Genomic DNA, 17,259 nt, shown 5'->3' with positions numbered 1-17,259 from the left:
TTACACCAGCTTGAGGGCCACGAACCCGCCCACCAGAAGCACGACGAACAATGCGGTGACCCATTGCAGGTTCTTTTCGACAAAGGCGCGGATCGGTTCGCCGATCCACCACAGGAGCGCGGCCTCGATAAAGAAGCGCAACCCGCGTGACACCACCGAACCCAGGATGAACGTTCCGAGCGGCAGGCCGGCGACGCCCGACGCGATGGTGAAAACCTTGTAGGGCAACGGCGTGATGCCTGCGATAAAGACGATCAACAGGCCGTATTCGGTGTACCAGCCCTGGAACACCTCGAATTGATGGCCATAACCGTAGAAATCGACGACCCGCTGGCCGACCGCCTCGAACAGGAAAAACCCGATGGCGTAGCCGGCAATTCCACCTAGGACCGATGACACCGTACATACGGTGGCGATCCACCACGCTTTGGCACGGTTGGCGACGATCATGGGGATCAGCATGACGTCGGGCGGAATCGGGAAGAACGAACTTTCCGCGAACGACACCGCCGCCAGTGCCGGCACCGCGCGCCGGTGGGCGGCCAGCCGCATGACCCAATCGTACAGGCGTCTCAACATCGACGCGGTGTAGCAGGCGGACGGGTGGGGGGCAATGGCGGCGTTGATCAGGCTTTCACAACCTCGTACGTCGCGACTTTGTGCCAGAACAAGTGAGCGCGGTCAGGATGCTCTTTTAGCCTTCCCTGCGATACCATTTTGTCAATGTGTGAGCGGTTCTCTAGAGACGGTCTGACGCGATAGGGTACTTCGTGCTCGACGTCTCTCAGGAGAGGTAAGAGCCTAACCCCGACCTCACTCGCGTGCTTCATTGTCTCCTCTATGACGATATCGGAGAACGATACCACGACCCGTTTTGACTTATTTGGCGCGATGGAGAGCACGTGATTCAGGAGGACTGTCCCCATCACTGTTGACTCCTTGAGTATTTCCGGCACTCCAAGGTCAGGAAGGTAGGGCGGATTGCAAACGATAAGATCGAAGGTCCGTGGCGGCGCTATACCGAGGTTTTCCCACTGCGTATTCAATCCGAGCAGATAGCCACGCTTCTTGTATTCGTCGGGCAGGTTCTCGGAGGCGTTGATGGCCGAATATGCAAGAGGACCGACCAGCCAATCTGCAAAAAACACCGCGCGAACTTCAGGGTTTGATTTCGCAAACCATATTCCGAGAAACCCGGTCCCACACCCGAGGTCCAGGACAGTCCGAATTGGTTCGTTCAGAAGCCCAGACTGACGGATGTCGTCGGCCATGTTCATTGTGTCAATCGAGGGCGGCCAAAGGTTCGGGTGGTTGCGCCAGAGCACACGGACTCCGTCATGTTCAATGGATACGTGGTCGCCATTAAATCGCCGATTAAGTTCGGCACCATGTAGTCCGTCATGGACGGGGCATGGAAAATCCGATCGAGCGACCCCGTTTCGCACTTCATAATCCTTCGTAAGTCCATTGCAGTCCCATAGTAATGGCGCGTCGTTTAGGGATAGAAGCGTTTGGTCGTTCGCTTGGAACTCTACATACGAGAAACGGTCGCCAACCATCGGCCCACATTTGATGTTCAAAGAGGGTTGCAGCGGGCCTGAGTTACGAATTGCAGTAACCGCGGTGTCGTTTAGGAATTGGCTCAGTTTTTCGAGCGTGACGCTGTGTTGCGTCATTTTGTTACGCAGGAGCGCACCGTAGACGTCGAGTTGATCTTCGGAATGATCTTGCCTAAACGAACGAAACTGTCTCAGCAGATCGTTGTCCAATTCCTTGTCCAATAGCTCTGCGGCGGCCAGGTACTTCGCGACGGTGTTGAGGTCGTCCGGCAAAGGAACGTGTTTTGCAAGTTCTAGGATAAAGCCGTGGGCGGCTCCCCCAATGCCCCACGGAATCGCCTTTACCAGCCCTTCAATTGCGGGATGTCTGGTGTAGTACTCGGCCCATCTGACCGGGAGGCTGGACCGTCCCTTTTGCATCGTCACCTGCCTGTGTTTCTACCTAGGGTGGTTGCCATACAAGTTCAGCCACGTTCTCATTTCAATGTCAAATTCGGTGAAGTCTTGATTGTTGACGCCTGTTGACCGGCCTTCGCGCGTGGCTATCATGCGCGCCTCGACGGGCGGGTGTGGCGGAACTGGTAGACGCGCCAGACTCAAAATCTGGTTCCTGTATGGGAGTGGGGGTTCGATTCCCTCCACCCGCACCAGTCGATCTTTTCCAGCAGGGTGGGAGTGGCGAACGATGGCCGACCTCAATGCCGACCAGCTCCTGGCGGCGGTGACCAAAAGCTACTTCGGCAATGTCGACTTGAAACGGCTGGAACCGGCCCTCGACTGCTTCGCGCAGGACGCGACGTTGACGATCCAGACCGATCAGCTCACCCATACGGGCCGCGACCAGGACATCAAGCGGATGTTCACGGACTTTTTTTCGGGTTTTAAGACGATTTGGCACGGCGACTTCAATCCCGTGGTGGATGTCGCCAATCAATCGGTCGCGGTGCAGTTCAACGCGCTACGGGTGCGGCACGACGACGGTGTTGAGCGGGCCTCGAACTGCAATGTCTTTCGCTTCAAGGACGGAAAGTTTCAGGCCGTCACGATCTATATGAGCGACGAGAATCCGCTGCGCTAACCCGCGCGCTATTCGGCGGGCTGCGCGGCGCGCCGGCGGCCCAGCGTGAAATAGGCCAGGATGTAGGCGCCCACCGCACATAGTGCGATCGCACTGACCATCGGCAGCGGTGTGTTGTCGCTGAAGACGCTGACGGCCACGATCACGATCGCGCCGGTCATCATTTGCAACGTGCCCCCCAGGGCCGAGGCCATGCCGGCGATCGGACCGTGTTCCTCCAGCGCCAGGACCATCGTCGTCGGAATGACAAGGCCCATGAAGGCGAAGGCGGCGAAGATCAACGCCATCATCACCGCCAGGCTGTCGACGCCGGCTGCAATGGTTGCGAACAGCGCGACTGACAACAGCATGTACATGAGCGTCGCGGCGGTGACGACGCGGGTCATGCCAAAGCGCATCCCGAGCTTGGCGGCGAACTGAGACGCGCCGATGAAGCCCACGGCATTGATCGCGAAGGCCACGCTGTAGCCGGTCGGGGTCAACCCGAAGTGTTCGATATAGACAAACGACGATCCGGCCAGAAAGGCGAAGAAGCTCGACATGCTCAGGCCGCCCACGAAGGTGAGGCCCAGGAACTGCGCGTCGCGCAGCAGGACGCCGAATCCCTCCAACAGTGCGCCCACGGAAACTTTGACACGCTGCGCCGGCGGGCGGGTTTCGGGTTGCAGGAACAGGACGAGAAAAAACGCGAGCCCGGCCACGACGGTGACCGCCACGAACACGGCGCGCCAGCCGAACGGCCCGATCAGGACGCTGCCCAACAGTGGCGCCAGCAACGGTGAGACGCTGAACACCAGCATGATCAACGCCATCAGTTGCGTTGCCTCAGGGCCAGTGTGGAGATCGCGGATGATCGCGCGCGGGATCACCATGACCGCCGCTGCGCCGGCACCCTGGACGAAGCGGAAAAAAATCAGCCACTCGATGGTCGGGGCGAGCGCGCACCCGACGCCGCCCAGTGCGAAGACGATAAGCCCGAAGTAGAGCGGCGGCTTGCGCCCGAACATATCGGAGGCCGGCCCATAGAAGATCTGGCATGCCCCGAACGACAGGAAGAACACCATCAACGTCATCTGCGTCGCCGCCGCCGTGGTGTCTAAGCCGGCGGCGATGGTCGGCATCGCCGGCAGATACATGTCGATCGCGAACGGCCCGACCGCGGCCATCAGGCCAAGGACGATAGCGTTCCGGAGAAAGCCGGGTTTCATAGAGCGATTGCTTTTTGCGATTGCGGGCCGCTAGTCATAGGGCGTCGCGCCGCCGCGCGAAAGGGACGGGGCGGAATTGTGATGGCGCGCGGGCCTGCGCCCCGCCGGATGGGCCGTACCGATGGCGGGCGCACTCCGCTACAATAGCCCGGTGGCCAAACTTCACCAGTTCAACTTCAGCTATCAGACCGACGAAGACCGCCTGTTGCTGCGGGTCAATACCCACGAGGGGTCCGAGATCCGGCTGTGGCTGACCCGGCGGGTGGCGCGGCTGTTGTGGGAGTTGCTGGTGCGCCGGTTGGAGACCGCGCCCGAGGTCGCGGCGCAGGCCTCGCCGCAGGCCAAACGCTCGGTCGTCGCATTCAAGCGTCAGGCCGCAGTTTCCAACGCCAACTTCAAGAAGACCTATGAGAACAAGCCCAAGGAACTACCGCTCGGCGAAGCGCCGCTGCTGATCGTTAAGCTGAAGGCAGCGACGGTCACGCCCGGCACCCACGCGCTGACCTTCGTGCCGAAGTCCGGCAAGGAAGTGTCGTTGACGATGTCGGAGGAGGCGATCCTCACCTTCCTCCACCTGTTCGGTCAGATCGTCAAGAAAGCCCGGTGGGGCCTCGCCTTCGACCTCGACGACAGATCGACCCCGGCGCAGGGGTCGCATCAGATCATGTAGGGTTGGCTTTTACGCCGCCGCGGTCACCATGATTTCGACTTTGTAGCTGGGCGAGGCGAGTTGGGCTTGGACACAGGCCCGCACCGGGGCGGTAGCTTCGTCGACCCACGCGTTCCACACTGCGTTCATCGCCGAAAACTGCGTCGAGATATCGGTCAGCCAGATTTGCGCTTGGAGCAATTTCGTTTTGTCGGTACCGGCGCTGGCCAACAGTTTGTCGATCGCGTCCAGGATATCCTTGGTCTGTGCGGTCACATCGCCGTCGGGCGCGTTTCGCGCAACCTGACCGGCGACGTACACCACGCCGTTGTGCTTGACGACGGGTCGCATAATCGGTCGAACGTTGGCTTGGCTCATCGGTATTCTCCCTGTTTTCCCGCGCGCACTGTAGCCCATGCCGCCGGTCGCGGGGAGGGTTGCACGGTGCAGCGACCTAGCCGCCGCGCACGGGGGCTGGCACAATGGCACTGCGCGGTGTGCCGCGCCTTCTCGTAACCCAGTAGACGCCTCTCCCCGATGAACAATCCACATTCCCCGCCGACGGATGACGGCGCCGAACCTGATGCGAGCGAACTCGATGCCACCGAGCCTGGCAAACGCTTGGACGGCCGCGTCGCCCTCGTCACCGGCGCGGCCTCGGGGATTGGCGCGGCAACGGTCGCGCTGTTCCTGCGCGAGGGCGCCAAGGTGCTGGCGACCGACGTACGGGCGATCGACGCGGACGATGCGGGTGCCGGCGATTCGCGGGCCATCGTGGTCCGCCACGACGTCGCCAGCGAGCGCGAATGGCGCAACGTGCTGATCCGCGCCAAGGAAGAGTACGGCCGCCTCGACATTCTAGTGAACTGCGCGGGGATCAACATGCCGGGCGGCGGTCCGCCGGAGAACCAGGATATCGAAAGCGTCACGATGGACGATTTCCGCGCGGTGCAGGCGGTCAATGTCGAAGGCACCTTGCTGGGCTGCAAGCAGGCGATCCCGGTGATGGCCGAGACCGGCGGTGGCGCTATCGTCAACGTCTCGTCGGTGGCGGGGTGGGTCGGTGTGCCGAGTGCGGTGCCCTACGGCGCCAGCAAGGCAGCTGTGTGGCAAATCACCAAATCGGTCGCGCTCCATTGCGCCAAGGCGGGAAACAACATCCGCTGTAACTCGGTGCACCCCGGCGGCATCCATACGCCGATTTTCGTCCCGATGACCGGCGGGGGCGGGGGCGAGGACGGGCCGGAGGCGCCGCACGTCCCAATGCAGCGCTACGGCGAGGCCAGCGAGGTGGCGGCGGCGATTTTGTTTCTGGCAGGCGACGATGCGACCTACGTCACCGGGGCATCGCTCCCGGTCGACGGCGGCCTGTCGGTGATCTGATGGCGCGTCTCGACGGTAAAGTCGCCATCGTCACCGGAGCGGCGTCCGGCATCGGGCGCGCGGCGGCGCGGTTGTTCGCCGCCGAGGGTGCGGTCGTGATCGGCACCGATATCCAAGACATCGACGCCGCGCTTTGGCGCGAGGACTGCGGTCCGGACGCACCATTCGTGCACCACGACGTCACCGACGAAGACCGCTGGGCGGCGGTGGTTGCGCAAGCCGTAGCCGACCATGGCAGTCTCGACATCTTGCTCAATTGCGCTGGGATCAACGGGGTGAGCGGCGATGACGCTCCACCCCAGGCACCCGACGTCATCGGCCTCGACATTTGGCGCAGGGTGAACCGGGTCAATGCTGAGGGCACGCTGTTGGGTTGCCGCGCGGCGTTGCCAAGTTTGCGCGAGGGGCGCGGTGGCGCGATCGTCAATATTTCGTCGATCGCCGCGCAAAAGGGCTGGCCGACGCGCTCAGCCTATGGCGCGAGCAAGGCCGCCGTCTTGCAATATACCCGTACCGTGGCGCGGTTTTGCGGCGAGTCGGGTTGGAACGTGCGCTGCAACGCGGTGCTACCGGGGCCGATCGATACGCCGATGATCAAACCGCCGGGCGCGCCGCCCCTGGCCGGGGGCGACGGCCGTGCCGGCGCCGACCATGTCCCGATCAAACGCTATGGCGATCCGTTGGAGGTTGCCCGTCCGATGTTGTTCCTGGCCAGCGACGAGGCCAGCTATATCACCGGCGTCGGCCTCAACGTCGACGGCGGGATCGCTGCGCTCACAGTCGACTGACGGCGACTAGCCGCCTAGTCCCAATGCGCGTGGGATCGCCATGGTGATCGCCGGTACGAACACGATCAGAAAAAGTACGACCAGTTCCGCAACGAGGAACGGGATCACCGCCACGGACACGCGTTCCAACGATATCTTGGCTATGGGCGCTGTGATGAACAGCAATAGGCCAAGGGGTGGGGTAATCAGTCCGAGCAGCAAACTGATCATTAAGAACAGACCGAACTGAATATCGGTCATCCCGAGCCCGAGTTGCGACGTCGCCACTGGCATCAAAAGAGGGCCCAAGATGATCATGTTGGCCAGCGCGTCCATGAACGTGCCCATGACCAAGAAGAATCCGATCAAGATCAGCGCCATGATTACGCGGTTGTCCGAAATCGCGAGCAGCAGTTCCAGGATTTCCTGTGGGATTTTGAAGAAGGTCAAGATGCGGCTGAACACAATGGCGGTCGAGACGATCACCAGCGCCGAGGCGGTGACCTTGGCGGTGCTGATCATCGCCTCGATCAGATTGCGCATGTCGAGCGTGCGGTAATAGAGCGTGCCGATTAGCAGGGTGTAGAGCACCGCGACGGCACCGGCTTCGGTCGGCGTGAACACGCCGCCCAGGATGCCGCCCAGGATGATGAAGGGGATCAGTAGCGCAGGCGCCGCTTTGGCGCTGCCCTTTACAATGGGGATGACGCCCTCGAACTTGTGCATATCGCCGTAGCCGCGCCGCGCGCTGATGATGTAGGCGGTGATCATCAACGACAGCCCGATCAGGATGCCGGGAATGATGCCGCCGGCGAACAGGCCGCCGATCGAAATCTGCAATTGCCCGCCGATGATGATGGCGACCGTACTGGGCGGAATGATCGCGCCGATGACCGCGCTCGCGGCCGTGACGGCGGCGGAGAAGGAGGCGGGATAGCGTTCGCGAATCATCGCGGGGATCAGGATCGGGCCAAGCGAGGCGGCATCGGCCAGCACCGACCCGGAAATGCCGGCAAAGAACATCGACGTCAGAATGTTGACGTGGGCAAGGCCGCCCTTGAGCCAACCAACGACCAAGCGCGCGACTTCGACCAATTTTTCGGTGATGTCGCAGCGGTTCAGCAATTCGCCGGTGAGTACGAACATCGGCAGCGCAAGCAGCGCGAACTGATTGACGGCCGTGAACATCTCGGTGACGAGAATCAACGGCGGGATCGTCGTCCCCGAGAAGAACAGGAAGATCACGCAGGAGAGGCCCAGCGCAAAGGCAACCGGAATCCCAAGGATCAGCAGAATGCCGAACGGGATGAGCAAAAACGGTGCGACGATTTCCATCTACAAAATTCCTACTCGAGGCCCGGGTTGCCTTGGTTTGCGAAATGCTCGGTGTTGCCGCGCCGCAAATTGATGAAATCCTGCACCAGCGCGTTGACCGCGAAGATCGTCATCAAGACGCCCCCGACCGGGATCGCGAGCTTCGCCCACCGGGTCGATAGATTGAGGCTGGGCGAGCGTGCATGGAAGTTTTGGTTGAAGACCATGAAGCCGTACCAAACGACCGCGAGCAGGAAGAGGATCGTCGCGATCTTGGCGCCGATCAGAAAATAGGGCCGAATCCGAATCGGGATCAAATTCGTGAAAGTTGGAATATTGATGTGCGCCCAATCGCGCATGATCACCGCCGATCCGACGAACACCATCCAGATCAGCGCCCAGATGCTGATCTCCTCGGACCATTGCAGCGACGAATTGATCACGTAGCGGAAAAAAACCTGCCCCAGCATCACCACGGTAATGGTGATGACGAAGACGATCACCGCGTAGCGCGATAGGCGGTCGAGCCAATCGATCAGCCGGTTGTATCCCGCCATTCCCTAAGCTCCTGACTCTGTCGTGGTCATATCATGGCCGTTGCCGGACGCGCCGAGCGGCGCCCGTGTGGCTCTGTCCCAGATCGATTAACGCGTTCGGCCGCGCTGTGTGGCCGGGCCTGTGCCGACCGCCGTCCAGCATGGCAAAGTCGTTGACGTCATTCGAAGGCTCCTCCCTGTGCACGCCCCTTAGTGGCCAAGGTGGCATGACTGTCTCGATCTCCGTCGAGTAGCTGGATTAGAAGTCATTTGGAGCCCGCACTCAATCCCCCTGCGGGCCCCAGGGTCGCTGGAGCTAGAATTTGACCGCCGGTGCGTAGGGCTTGGCGTACCGCTTTAGGTCGGCCGGGAGTTTCGGCTTGTGTTTCGGGTTCCAATCCATCGGATGTTTCTTCTTTTCGAAGATGTTGTGCATGGGGCCGCCCACCGTCCGCACCCATAAATTGAACCCCGGAATCGATCCCGAAGGGCCCTGGTAGACGAACTCCCGCCACCAGACATAGCCGCCGGGGCCCATCACACCCGCGTCGGCAAAGACATACTCGCCGTCGATGACGAAGATTTCCTCGATCATCGAATGGGTCCAGCGCGGCTTCTTTCCCTTCGGCGGCACGCGGTGGGCGGCGGAACTGTAAAGGAACGAGGTCTCGCCGGTATCGGGATCGGTGCGCAGCGCCTTGATGGCGACACCCGCTTGCAACTGCGGGTCGACCAGGCCGGGATCCCACGGGATGTCGAGCGTATTGATTTGTTCGATCAGCAGACGCTTGTCGTAGAGGCCCTTCTCCGGCTCACCCTGCTCGACGGTCGGCTGGGCGGCAAAGGTGGTCAGCAGGACGGCGCCATCGCGGCTGGACACGTCGCGGCGCACATGACCGGCGGGGAAGAAGCCATAGGAATGCTTCCCGTACTCGGTGCCGTTGATCTTGATTGAGCCGTCGAGCACGAGGAACTCTTCGTGCGCGCGCACGAATTCCTTGATCCGCCGCCGGTACTTCGCGGGGTATTGCAAAATGCAGGTCGAATCGCCGTTCTGCTTGTCGATGCTCAGAACTTTGCTACGGATATCCGGTCGCCCGCCGCCGTAGAGCCCCTTGCGCCAAGGCAGCGCCTGCGCCTGGATGAAGCATGTGTGTGGCCGTGCCATGTTCTATTCCCCTGGTGAATTTCCTAACCGCCCCCAATCGATACCGCTTCCGGCACCGCGCGGTCACCAACAAAGTGTGCGAAAAAAATGGGACCGGCCCCCAGGCCGATCCCATGTGCGAGAGAGGTGTGCCGTCTAGCTGAGTGCGACGGTCTGATCGATCACCGACCGATCGATGTCTTTGCCGGCACTGCCCCAAACCGAACGCCCCTTTTCTTGCCACTGGGTGAACTCGGCTTTGGTCGGCGTGTAGATCTCCATCCCAACGCGTCGGAGTTCGTCTTTGTAAAAGTTCTCCGCGGCGCGGTCCGCTTCGTTGGCCTTGTCTGCCGCTTCCTGGAAGGCCAACATCATCGGCCCCTGGATGCTTTCGGGGATGGCGTTCCATGTGTTGATGTTCATGACCTGGAACTGGATGCCGAAGATCGCATTGACCTCGGCGGCGTACTTCAAGACTTCGTACATGTTGAACTTGAAGGTCCAGATCGGCTGCACGTGGAAGCCGTCGGCGACGCCCTGTTGGAGCGCCGTGTAGGTCTCGACCCACGGCACCGGCGTCGGGTTGGTGCCCCAGGCGCGCAGCAATTCGATCACGATCGGCGAGGTCACCGAGCGCATCTTTAGGCCCTCTGCATCGGCGGGCGATTTGACCGGACGCACGTTGTTCCAGAACATCCGGTAACCGCCTGCACCCACGGGCGGGAGTACTTTGACCGCGACGTTCTTCTCGAACTGCGCCGCCTGCTGCTGCCACACCGGCGACTTGGCGATGCGCAAATACTGATCCCAGCCCGTAACGATGTAGGGCAGATCGAGAAACGCAAAGGCCTGGTCGTAGGCCATGAACTGCGTGGTTACGTTGCTGGTGATGTCGATGAAGCCGGTCTGCACCGCGTCGAGCTGGGACAAATCGGTGCCCAGCGTCGAGGACGGATGGATTTGAAAGTCGACTTCGATGTCATATTTCTCAGCCAGGATTTTCGGCACGTCCGACACCGACGTGTATGTCGGATCGCCGTCCTTGCCGTTGAGGCCAGCCACGATCGGCTTGAGGAATTTCTTCTGCTGGGCCGACCGGGTCAGGGCCGGAAAACCCGTAATGACCGCACCCGCCGTCGCGGCCGCCGCACCCGTCTTCAGCGCATCGCGCCGCGTGATCTTGATAGACATGAAACCTCCCATTTTGTTTTCGGTGTCGGTGGGCATCCTCGGACAGCCCCCGCCCAGGACGAATTACAGGCCAGGGGTCTTCCCGCGACAACCAAAAACCGCGATGCCGCGCCGCAGCATCGCGCCGATAGCCTCTAGGTCATTGATTCAACGCGAATCTTTGTCGGGCGGTCGCCGGGCGGCCTCGGTTTATGCTGTGCACCCGAAGAGAGAACCCCATGCTGCACCAGGCCGAACACACCGTCCTACCGCGCACCAATCACGACGAACTTGCGCGGCAAGAATTTGCCTTCACCTTCAAGACACACATTTCGACCGATGTTGGGCCGGGCAATCGCGACGCTGCCGAAACCCGAGTCATTCCCAAGTTTGTGCGTGCGTCCGGTCGGCGGCCGCAGACACGACGCGAGTTGCGCAAGGCGATGGACGCAGACCCCTATCATCAAATGTGGGGTTCGCTCACGCGACTTGCCCAGGAGGTGATGTGGGACAGTGTCGAGGAAAGCGTCGCGCGGCAACTGAAGGATCTGGTCGGCGCGGCCAAGCGTACAAAACGCGCGGGCGGTAGTTTGCGGCTCGACGCGACGCTGCCGATCCCCGGGTACATGTCGACTGTGGACATCCACGCGATGCCCGGCGGCTATGCCAGCGAGGTGACCAAAGACGACTTACGGGCCGGCGCGATTTTTGATCGCGGGACGTTCATCAACGTGTGCGGTACCCAAGGGCCGCTTCACGATGCCCGCGGACGCACCGTGTGCTCCTACCTTCGGCACAATTACCCGGCGTTCCGGCCCCTGCGTATTCTCGACCTCGGCTGTTCCATCGGCCAGGCGACGCTGGCCTATCCGGTTTTCTTTCCCGACGCCCAAGTGCACGCGGTCGATGTCGCGGCACCGTTGTTGCGCTACGGCCATGCGCGCGCCGAGGCGTTGGGTCGGCGGATTCATTTCTCCCAGCAAAACGCTGAGGCGACCGACTACCCGGACAACCACTTCGACCTCGTGGTGTCGCATCTCCTGTTCCACGAAACCTCGACGTCCGCGCTGGAGAACATTGTCCGTGAGTGCCACCGGGTGCTGCGGCCGGGCGGGATGATGATTCATCTGGAGCTCGGCTTGCCCTACAAGGACATGACCCTGTTCGACCAGGTCATCCACGACTGGCAGACCCTGAACAACGCCGAACCGTTCTGGGCCAAGATCAATTCGACCGACACCGCAGCGCTCGCCCGCAAAGTCGGTTTTCGCGAGGCGGCCAGCGGCTACCTCGAACGCAGCGAGCATCAGGAAACCGATAAGACCACGTTAGGCCCCAAGCCCGCCGACACCGACGCCCACCCCCAAGGCGCCCGCGTCGGGTGTGAGGTCTTCTTCGTGATGCAGGGCGTGAAGTAGGATTGGACTCTTGGGTTAGCCGAACGCCGCGACGCGGGCGCTGCGCTTGCGCCCATTCCTCAGTGAGCCGCGAACCCAGTCTCAGGCAAAACCAAAGAGGCGCGGAAGGGTCATCGTTACGGCGGGTACAAACGCCATAACAAGGAGTACACCGACCTCCGCGAAAAAGAACGGTAGAACGGCAAGCGACACGCGTTCAATTGAAACCCGCCCTATTGGCGCAACGACGTTGAGCAGGAGGCTCAAGGGCGGGGTCAAAAGGCCCAGCAAGATCGCGGTCATTAGGAACAACCCATATTGGATTGGGTGCATACCGATCCCTTCCGCGGATGTGCAAATAGGCATCAGAAGCGGTCCGAGGATGAGCATGTTGGACAGCTCATCCATGAAGGTTCCTACGACCAGCAGAAAGGCAACGATAAGCAGGGTCAAAAAAATAGGATCGGAGGTTACCTCGAGGAGGGTGTTGAGCAAGGCCTCGGGTACCCGAAAGAAGGTCATGATACGGTTGAAAACCAGCGCCGTTGCTACGATCAACAACACCGACGCCGTCACCCGAGTCGTTGCACGAAGCGACTCGGCAACCTTCGCGAAGGTGATCGTGCGAAAGTAGATTGCTCCGAGGAGCAGAGCATAGAAAACGGTAACGGCACCGGCCTCGGTCGGCGTAAACACGCCAAAGACGATGCCACTGAGCAGGAGCATGGGTACCGTCAGCGCGGGTAGGGTGCGCAGCGATCCGCGGAGGACCGGTTTGACGCCTTCGAACCGGTGTATCTCGCCGTAGGCGCCCCTTCGGCTGGCGTAGGCGTTCAGTCCCATAAGCACCGCCGCGAGCAATATCCCCGGCACGATTCCGCCCACGAACATACCGCCGATGGAGATGCCCAACTGGCTGCCGACGATGATCATGGGCGTACTGGGCGGAATGATCGGTCCGAGCATCGCCGCTGCCGCGCAAAGAGATGCGGCGAATGCGCTCGGATAACGTTCGCGAACCATAGCTGGGATCATGGTCGGGCCGATCGAGGCCGCTGTGGCCAGCGCCGAGCCCGAAATAAACGCGAACATGGCGCAAGCCAGGATTGTGACGTGGCCAAGGCCTCCCCGGGTCCAGCCGATGAGAAGTCGGGAAAAGCCGATCAGGCTTTCGATGATGTTGAACCGGTGCATCAGCTCGCCGCTGAGAATGAACATCGGCAGTGCCAGCAGCGCGAACTGGTTGACGCCCGTAAACATCTCGGAAGCCAAGGCCAATAACGGTATCGGTCGCGGTACGAGGTCTAGGCCCGGGACAGCGGTCAGGGCGAGGAAGAAGGCGGATGAAAGCCCAAGGCTAAACGCTATAGGCACGCCTGCGATTAACAGGATGAACAGCGGCGCCAGCAGAAAAGGTCCGACGATTTCCATTTTACGACGCGCTCCCACGCGCCGATGTTAGAGAGACCCGCCTTCACCCAATTTTTCGAAATACTGGCGGTCTTTACGGCGGTAGGCGGCAATGTCTCGATAGATCTCGCCGACGATGGCGATCATCATCAACGCGCCGCCGACTGCAAGCGACAGCTTGGTCCAGCGCGCAGAAATCCCAACGCTGGACGACGTTGCATGAATGGGGCCGAAGAAAACGACAAAGGCGTAGTAGGTCATCGCGGTCAGGAAGACCAACGATAGAATCTTCGCGACGATGTAAGCGATGCCCTGCGGCCGAAACGACAGCATTTTGACGAAGGCCGTTACGGAAATGTGCTGCCACCCGCGCACGAGGGCAGAGCTTCCGAGAAACACGACCCACACCATGACGCTAACGCTGACTTCTTCCGACCACTGTAGAGACGAGTTGAGGACATAACGGAAGAAGACCTGAGCCAGCATGATGCAGGCAATTGCGGTGACGAGGAGCATGCCCGTCGCCATCGCGGCGCGATCCAACCAGTCTGCTGCTCGCCCCACCAATTTCATTTTTTTGGTCCAGATAGCAGAAACCCCCGGGGCGGATAAACGCCCCGAGGGTTTCGTGTCTAGTTGACGTCGTCGGGTCGGTTAGGAGGAACCCTGCAACGCGGTCATGGCGTCGAGATCGGATTTGGAAATCCCCTTGGCGGTTTCCCAAACCTTCTGGCCACCGGCAACCCACTTGGCCTTCTCGGCGGCACTCGGGGTGTAGATCTCCATTTTGGCCTCACGCAGCTTGCCCTTGTAGAAGTCTTCGAGACCACGGTCCTTGGCGTTTGCGATATCCGCGGCTTCTTGGGCGGCGAGCAGGAAGGGCTTCTGGATGTCTTCCGGCATCGACTTGAACGTGTTCGCGTTCATCACCTGGAACTGGATCGCATAGAGCGAGTCCACTTCGGTGGCGTACTTGAGCACTTCGTGCATCTTGAACAGATACGTCCAAATCGGCTGCACGTGGAAGCCGTCGACCACGCCCTGCTGCAACGCCGTGTAGGTTTCCACCCACGAAATCGGGGTCGGGTTGCCGCCCCAGTTGCGAATGAGCGCGGTTTCGAGCTCGGAGTTCGAGCTGCGGAACTTCAGGCCGGCCGCTGCCGCGGGATCGGGCAGGGGGCGCTTGTTGTTCCACAACAGGCGGTAGCCACCGGCGCCCACCGGCGGGAGGACTTTGACCGGGACGTTCTTTTCGTAGTTGGCGGCGGTGCCCGACCACAGGTCGGATTTGAAGAAGCGCAGCGCCATGTCCCAATCGCGAATGATGTAGGGCAAATCGACGTACGAGAATTCCGGCGAGTAGGCCGTGAACTGCGACGACGTATTCGAGGTGATGTCGATAAAGCCGGTCATCACCGCGTCGATCTGCGACAGGTCGGTGCCGAGCGTGGACGAGGGATGGATCTGAATTTCCATCTCGACGTCGTATTTCTCTTTCAGGATCTGCGGAATCATCCGGATCGAAATGTCGGTTGGATCGCCCTCTTTGGCGTTCAGGCCGGCCACGATCGGCTTCAGATACTTCTTGGCTTGGGCCGAACGGGTCAGCGCGGGAAATCCGAGGATCGCCGCACCGGCACCGGCCGCCGCCGTGGTCTTGAGAACTGTGCGGCGATTGACGCCGGCACCGTTGGTTTTTTTGCTCATGGGTTTCTACCTTATCTGGGTTGTTCGGGCACACCGCTCTCCAGTCGTTCGCATTCGACCGTTCGTGTGCTTCTTGTTGGTGGTCTTCGAAACGGGGTTTAAGCCCGCCCTGGCACCTCTCAGGAGAGACGTGACGATAACATTACCAGAAAGTGGGTCCCCCCGGCCAGGGGGCGGGCCTATTTGCCAGCGTTGGCCGCGCCCGCTTTGAACATCGCATGGATCATCTGCGGGTGCGGCTTGAGCGGTTTGGGATAGGGCCGGCGGCTATGGCTGATGCCCATTGCGAGCAGGGTTTCCACCGTTTTGTAGGTCAACGGACCCGGGTTGATTACCGGCACCGGCAACTCGCGGTTTAGATACTCGGCGGCCTGATACATGGTGGTTGAGCCGAGGCAGATCACGTCGGCGCCCTTTTCGATGGCGCGTTCGCAGGCCGCCTTCATCTTGGGCAGGGTCTTGTCTTCCTTGCCCGACAGCAGATTCTTGTAGTCCGGCGGTGAATCGTAGCTTTCGATCGCGGCGCAAAAGGACTCGAGACCCAGTGCCTTCACGAACTTTTGTGTGCGAATCAAGGCCGGTTCCCACTGCGCCAACATGCCGAACTTGGTTCCCAGCGTCATCGCGAAGGTCATCGACAGCTTGCCCGGCGAGACCACCGGGATGTCGAGATAGGACCGCAGGGCGTCTAAACCAGAATCGCTCATGGTGTCGATGCAGACGGCGTCGTAGCCGTCGTCCTGGGCGGACATGCCGGCTTCGAAGATCGCCAGGTCCATCAGCACGAAGTCGTGCGGGCTCATGTACAACTCGGGGCCGGCCGTGACCGGCTTGAAATCGAACTCGATGTTCGGGCCGAGCTGAACCGTGGTGAGCTGCTGTCGGCGGTTGTTGACGCCCTCTTCGTCCATCGCGAAGGGAACGAGTACGAGTGCTTTGGCCATGGTCTGGGCTCCCTATTTCCGCCGGGTGGGTTTTTTCGCGGCGCGCTTGGCCACAGGCTTCTTGGCCGCGCCGGTCTTTTTCCCGCCCTTTTTCTTGAGGCCCTCGGCGCCGACGATCTTCGGCCCCTTCTTGGCCGCATCGACCGCGGCGTCGAGCATGGCGTGCAAATAGTCGTCGCTGCGCCCGACAGGCGCCGGGTAGGACTTGCGGCTTTGTGCAAGACGCAGGTTGATCATCATCAGGGCCGCGGCATAGGACGTCGGGCCCGGGCTGATCACCGGGACAGGAAGTTTCTCGGCCAGGAAATCGCGGGCCTGATGCATCGACGTCGAGCCCAGAATGATCACGTCCGCGCCATTCTCTTCAACGAGTTTTTTGCCGGCCTTGAGCAGTTTCGGGAAGACCACGCGTTCTTCGCCGCCCAGCAAGCTGAAACGGTCCGGCGCCATGCCGATCGATTGGTAGCCGGCGTATTTGTGCCAAACGCCAAGCTCGTCCATGACTTTTTTATAGAGGCCGAGCCAGCGCTCCCACATCACCAGCATGCCGAACTTGTCGCCCAGCATCATCGCGGTGAGGATCGTGGTGCGGCCCGGGCCGATGACCGGAATGTCGAGCACCGCGCGTAGCGCCGCGACGCCCGAATCGCTCATCGTGTCGATGCAAACCGCGTCGAAGCCGTCGTCCTGGGCCTGCAGGCCCGCTTCGAGAATGGTGAAATCGCCGACGACATAGTCGTAGGGACCGACGAAGTTGGTCCCGGCCCATTTGACCGGCTTGTAGTGAAATTCGAGGTCCGGCCCGAGGTCGATCTGTTTGCTCTGCGCCTCGCGCATCGCCAAATGTTCGCCCGCCATTGGAAACGGTACCAGCACCAGGACTCTTTTTTTCTTGCGCGCCATCGGTTTCTCCCTCTCCCTACCCGGCAATATCGTTGTTGACCGATTAGCCCCCGCGGGGAATCGTGTCAATTGACGCCATACAGTGCC

18 protein-coding genes and 1 tRNA gene are annotated in these 17,259 nt (G+C 61.0%); 6 read left to right on the top strand and 13 right to left on the bottom strand.

What is annotated here, in order from left to right; genetic code table 11:
- Both RID42_01600 and RID42_01595 read right to left on the bottom strand, forming a co-directional pair.
- Entirely contained in the window at positions 1-579 is a 579-nt protein-coding gene (locus tag RID42_01600; GenBank protein MEQ8246353.1) for a YqaA family protein, read from the bottom strand.
- Positions 580-626: 47 nt separating this feature from the next.
- On the bottom strand, positions 627-1,979 hold the full coding sequence (locus RID42_01595) for a methyltransferase (GenBank protein MEQ8246352.1): 1,353 nt from the start codon (positions 1,977-1,979) through the stop codon (positions 627-629).
- Between the two features lie 143 nt (positions 1,980-2,122).
- Between RID42_01595 and RID42_01590 the strand changes: the two genes are divergently transcribed.
- Positions 2,123-2,209: transfer RNA gene (locus RID42_01590), tRNA-Leu, on the top strand.
- Positions 2,210-2,244: 35 nt separating this feature from the next.
- Complete coding sequence (locus RID42_01585; protein ID MEQ8246351.1) at positions 2,245-2,637, top strand: nuclear transport factor 2 family protein; 393 nt, start codon at positions 2,245-2,247, stop codon at positions 2,635-2,637.
- 8 nt (positions 2,638-2,645) lie between these two features.
- Here RID42_01585 and RID42_01580 read toward each other — a convergent pair whose 3' ends face one another.
- On the bottom strand, positions 2,646-3,845 hold the full coding sequence (locus RID42_01580) for a multidrug effflux MFS transporter (protein MEQ8246350.1): 1,200 nt from the start codon (positions 3,843-3,845) through the stop codon (positions 2,646-2,648).
- Between the two features lie 121 nt (positions 3,846-3,966).
- Between RID42_01580 and RID42_01575 the strand changes: the two genes are divergently transcribed.
- Positions 3,967-4,515 (top strand): hypothetical protein, encoded by a 549-nt coding sequence (locus RID42_01575; GenBank protein MEQ8246349.1) that lies wholly within the window; start codon positions 3,967-3,969, stop codon positions 4,513-4,515.
- Positions 4,516-4,524: 9 nt separating this feature from the next.
- Here the strand turns inward: RID42_01575 and RID42_01570 are convergent, their stop codons facing one another.
- Positions 4,525-4,872, bottom strand: coding sequence for a RidA family protein (locus RID42_01570; protein ID MEQ8246348.1), 348 nt, complete (start codon positions 4,870-4,872; stop codon positions 4,525-4,527).
- A gap of 159 nt (positions 4,873-5,031) precedes the next feature.
- On the opposite strand from RID42_01570, the gene RID42_01565 reads away from it, so the two are divergent.
- Both RID42_01565 and RID42_01560 read left to right on the top strand, forming a co-directional pair.
- Complete coding sequence (locus tag RID42_01565) at positions 5,032-5,877, top strand: SDR family oxidoreductase (protein MEQ8246347.1); 846 nt, start codon at positions 5,032-5,034, stop codon at positions 5,875-5,877.
- Complete coding sequence (locus tag RID42_01560) at positions 5,877-6,665, top strand: SDR family oxidoreductase (GenBank protein ID MEQ8246346.1); 789 nt, start codon at positions 5,877-5,879, stop codon at positions 6,663-6,665. Before RID42_01565 ends, RID42_01560 begins: the two co-directional genes overlap by 1 nt.
- A gap of 6 nt (positions 6,666-6,671) precedes the next feature.
- Here RID42_01560 and RID42_01555 read toward each other — a convergent pair whose 3' ends face one another.
- From RID42_01555 to RID42_01540, 4 genes are all read right to left on the bottom strand, one after another.
- Complete coding sequence (locus RID42_01555; GenBank protein ID MEQ8246345.1) at positions 6,672-7,979, bottom strand: TRAP transporter large permease; 1,308 nt, start codon at positions 7,977-7,979, stop codon at positions 6,672-6,674.
- Between the two features lie 11 nt (positions 7,980-7,990).
- Positions 7,991-8,515, bottom strand: a complete 525-nt coding sequence (locus RID42_01550; protein ID MEQ8246344.1) for a TRAP transporter small permease — start codon at positions 8,513-8,515, stop codon at positions 7,991-7,993.
- A gap of 295 nt (positions 8,516-8,810) precedes the next feature.
- Positions 8,811-9,662 (bottom strand): DUF4437 domain-containing protein, encoded by an 852-nt coding sequence (locus tag RID42_01545; protein ID MEQ8246343.1) that lies wholly within the window; start codon positions 9,660-9,662, stop codon positions 8,811-8,813.
- A 135-nt stretch (positions 9,663-9,797) separates the two neighbouring features.
- The gene (locus RID42_01540) at positions 9,798-10,832 is read right to left on the bottom strand and encodes a TRAP transporter substrate-binding protein (protein ID MEQ8246342.1); all 1,035 of its coding nucleotides are present in this window, start codon (positions 10,830-10,832) and stop codon (positions 9,798-9,800) included.
- Positions 10,833-11,050: 218 nt separating this feature from the next.
- On the opposite strand from RID42_01540, the gene RID42_01535 reads away from it, so the two are divergent.
- Positions 11,051-12,229, top strand: a complete 1,179-nt coding sequence (locus RID42_01535) for a class I SAM-dependent methyltransferase (protein MEQ8246341.1) — start codon at positions 11,051-11,053, stop codon at positions 12,227-12,229.
- An 81-nt stretch (positions 12,230-12,310) separates the two neighbouring features.
- Here RID42_01535 and RID42_01530 read toward each other — a convergent pair whose 3' ends face one another.
- The 5 genes from RID42_01530 to RID42_01510 all read right to left on the bottom strand — a co-directional run bounded on the left by RID42_01530 (position 12,311) and on the right by RID42_01510 (position 17,172).
- Entirely contained in the window at positions 12,311-13,639 is a 1,329-nt protein-coding gene (locus RID42_01530) for a TRAP transporter large permease (GenBank protein MEQ8246340.1), read from the bottom strand.
- 27 nt (positions 13,640-13,666) lie between these two features.
- Positions 13,667-14,182: a TRAP transporter small permease gene (locus tag RID42_01525; protein MEQ8246339.1), complete on the bottom strand. Its 516-nt coding sequence runs from the start codon at positions 14,180-14,182 to the stop codon at positions 13,667-13,669.
- 90 nt (positions 14,183-14,272) lie between these two features.
- A complete protein-coding gene (locus RID42_01520; GenBank protein MEQ8246338.1) occupies positions 14,273-15,325 on the bottom strand; it encodes a TRAP transporter substrate-binding protein in 1,053 nt (350 codons plus the stop codon).
- A 179-nt stretch (positions 15,326-15,504) separates the two neighbouring features.
- On the bottom strand, positions 15,505-16,269 hold the full coding sequence (locus RID42_01515) for an aspartate/glutamate racemase family protein (protein ID MEQ8246337.1): 765 nt from the start codon (positions 16,267-16,269) through the stop codon (positions 15,505-15,507).
- Between the two features lie 12 nt (positions 16,270-16,281).
- Positions 16,282-17,172 carry an aspartate/glutamate racemase family protein gene (locus RID42_01510; GenBank protein MEQ8246336.1) on the bottom strand — a complete coding sequence of 297 codons (891 nt, stop codon included), beginning with the start codon at positions 17,170-17,172 and terminating at the stop codon, positions 16,282-16,284.
- Between the last annotated feature and the right edge of the window lie 87 nt (positions 17,173-17,259).

The organism is Alphaproteobacteria bacterium (assembly GCA_040216735.1).
Classification (GTDB): domain Bacteria; phylum Pseudomonadota; class Alphaproteobacteria; order SHVP01; family SHVP01; genus CALJDF01.
This window is presented reverse-complemented; position numbering and strand designations above follow the sequence as displayed.

Excerpts from the sequence above, each read along its gene's own strand:
- RID42_01600 (MEQ8246353.1), bottom strand. The coding sequence starts at position 579 with ATGTTGAGACGCCTGTACGATTGGGTCATGCGGCTGGCCGCCCACCGG.
- RID42_01595 (MEQ8246352.1), bottom strand. The coding sequence starts at position 1,979 with ATGCAAAAGGGACGGTCCAGCCTCCCGGTCAGATGGGCCGAGTACTAC.
- RID42_01585 (MEQ8246351.1), top strand. The coding sequence starts at position 2,245 with ATGGCCGACCTCAATGCCGACCAGCTCCTGGCGGCGGTGACCAAAAGC.
- RID42_01580 (MEQ8246350.1), bottom strand. The coding sequence starts at position 3,845 with ATGAAACCCGGCTTTCTCCGGAACGCTATCGTCCTTGGCCTGATGGCC.
- RID42_01575 (MEQ8246349.1), top strand. The coding sequence starts at position 3,967 with ATGGCGGGCGCACTCCGCTACAATAGCCCGGTGGCCAAACTTCACCAG.
- RID42_01570 (MEQ8246348.1), bottom strand. The coding sequence starts at position 4,872 with ATGAGCCAAGCCAACGTTCGACCGATTATGCGACCCGTCGTCAAGCAC.
- RID42_01565 (MEQ8246347.1), top strand. The coding sequence starts at position 5,032 with ATGAACAATCCACATTCCCCGCCGACGGATGACGGCGCCGAACCTGAT.
- RID42_01560 (MEQ8246346.1), top strand. The coding sequence starts at position 5,877 with ATGGCGCGTCTCGACGGTAAAGTCGCCATCGTCACCGGAGCGGCGTCC.
- RID42_01555 (MEQ8246345.1), bottom strand. The coding sequence starts at position 7,979 with ATGGAAATCGTCGCACCGTTTTTGCTCATCCCGTTCGGCATTCTGCTG.
- RID42_01550 (MEQ8246344.1), bottom strand. The coding sequence starts at position 8,515 with ATGGCGGGATACAACCGGCTGATCGATTGGCTCGACCGCCTATCGCGC.
- RID42_01545 (MEQ8246343.1), bottom strand. The coding sequence starts at position 9,662 with ATGGCACGGCCACACACATGCTTCATCCAGGCGCAGGCGCTGCCTTGG.
- RID42_01540 (MEQ8246342.1), bottom strand. The coding sequence starts at position 10,832 with ATGTCTATCAAGATCACGCGGCGCGATGCGCTGAAGACGGGTGCGGCG.
- RID42_01535 (MEQ8246341.1), top strand. The coding sequence starts at position 11,051 with ATGCTGCACCAGGCCGAACACACCGTCCTACCGCGCACCAATCACGAC.
- RID42_01530 (MEQ8246340.1), bottom strand. The coding sequence starts at position 13,639 with ATGGAAATCGTCGGACCTTTTCTGCTGGCGCCGCTGTTCATCCTGTTA.
- RID42_01520 (MEQ8246338.1), bottom strand. The coding sequence starts at position 15,325 with ATGAGCAAAAAAACCAACGGTGCCGGCGTCAATCGCCGCACAGTTCTC.
- RID42_01515 (MEQ8246337.1), bottom strand. The coding sequence starts at position 16,269 with ATGGCCAAAGCACTCGTACTCGTTCCCTTCGCGATGGACGAAGAGGGC.
- RID42_01510 (MEQ8246336.1), bottom strand. The coding sequence starts at position 17,172 with ATGGCGCGCAAGAAAAAAAGAGTCCTGGTGCTGGTACCGTTTCCAATG.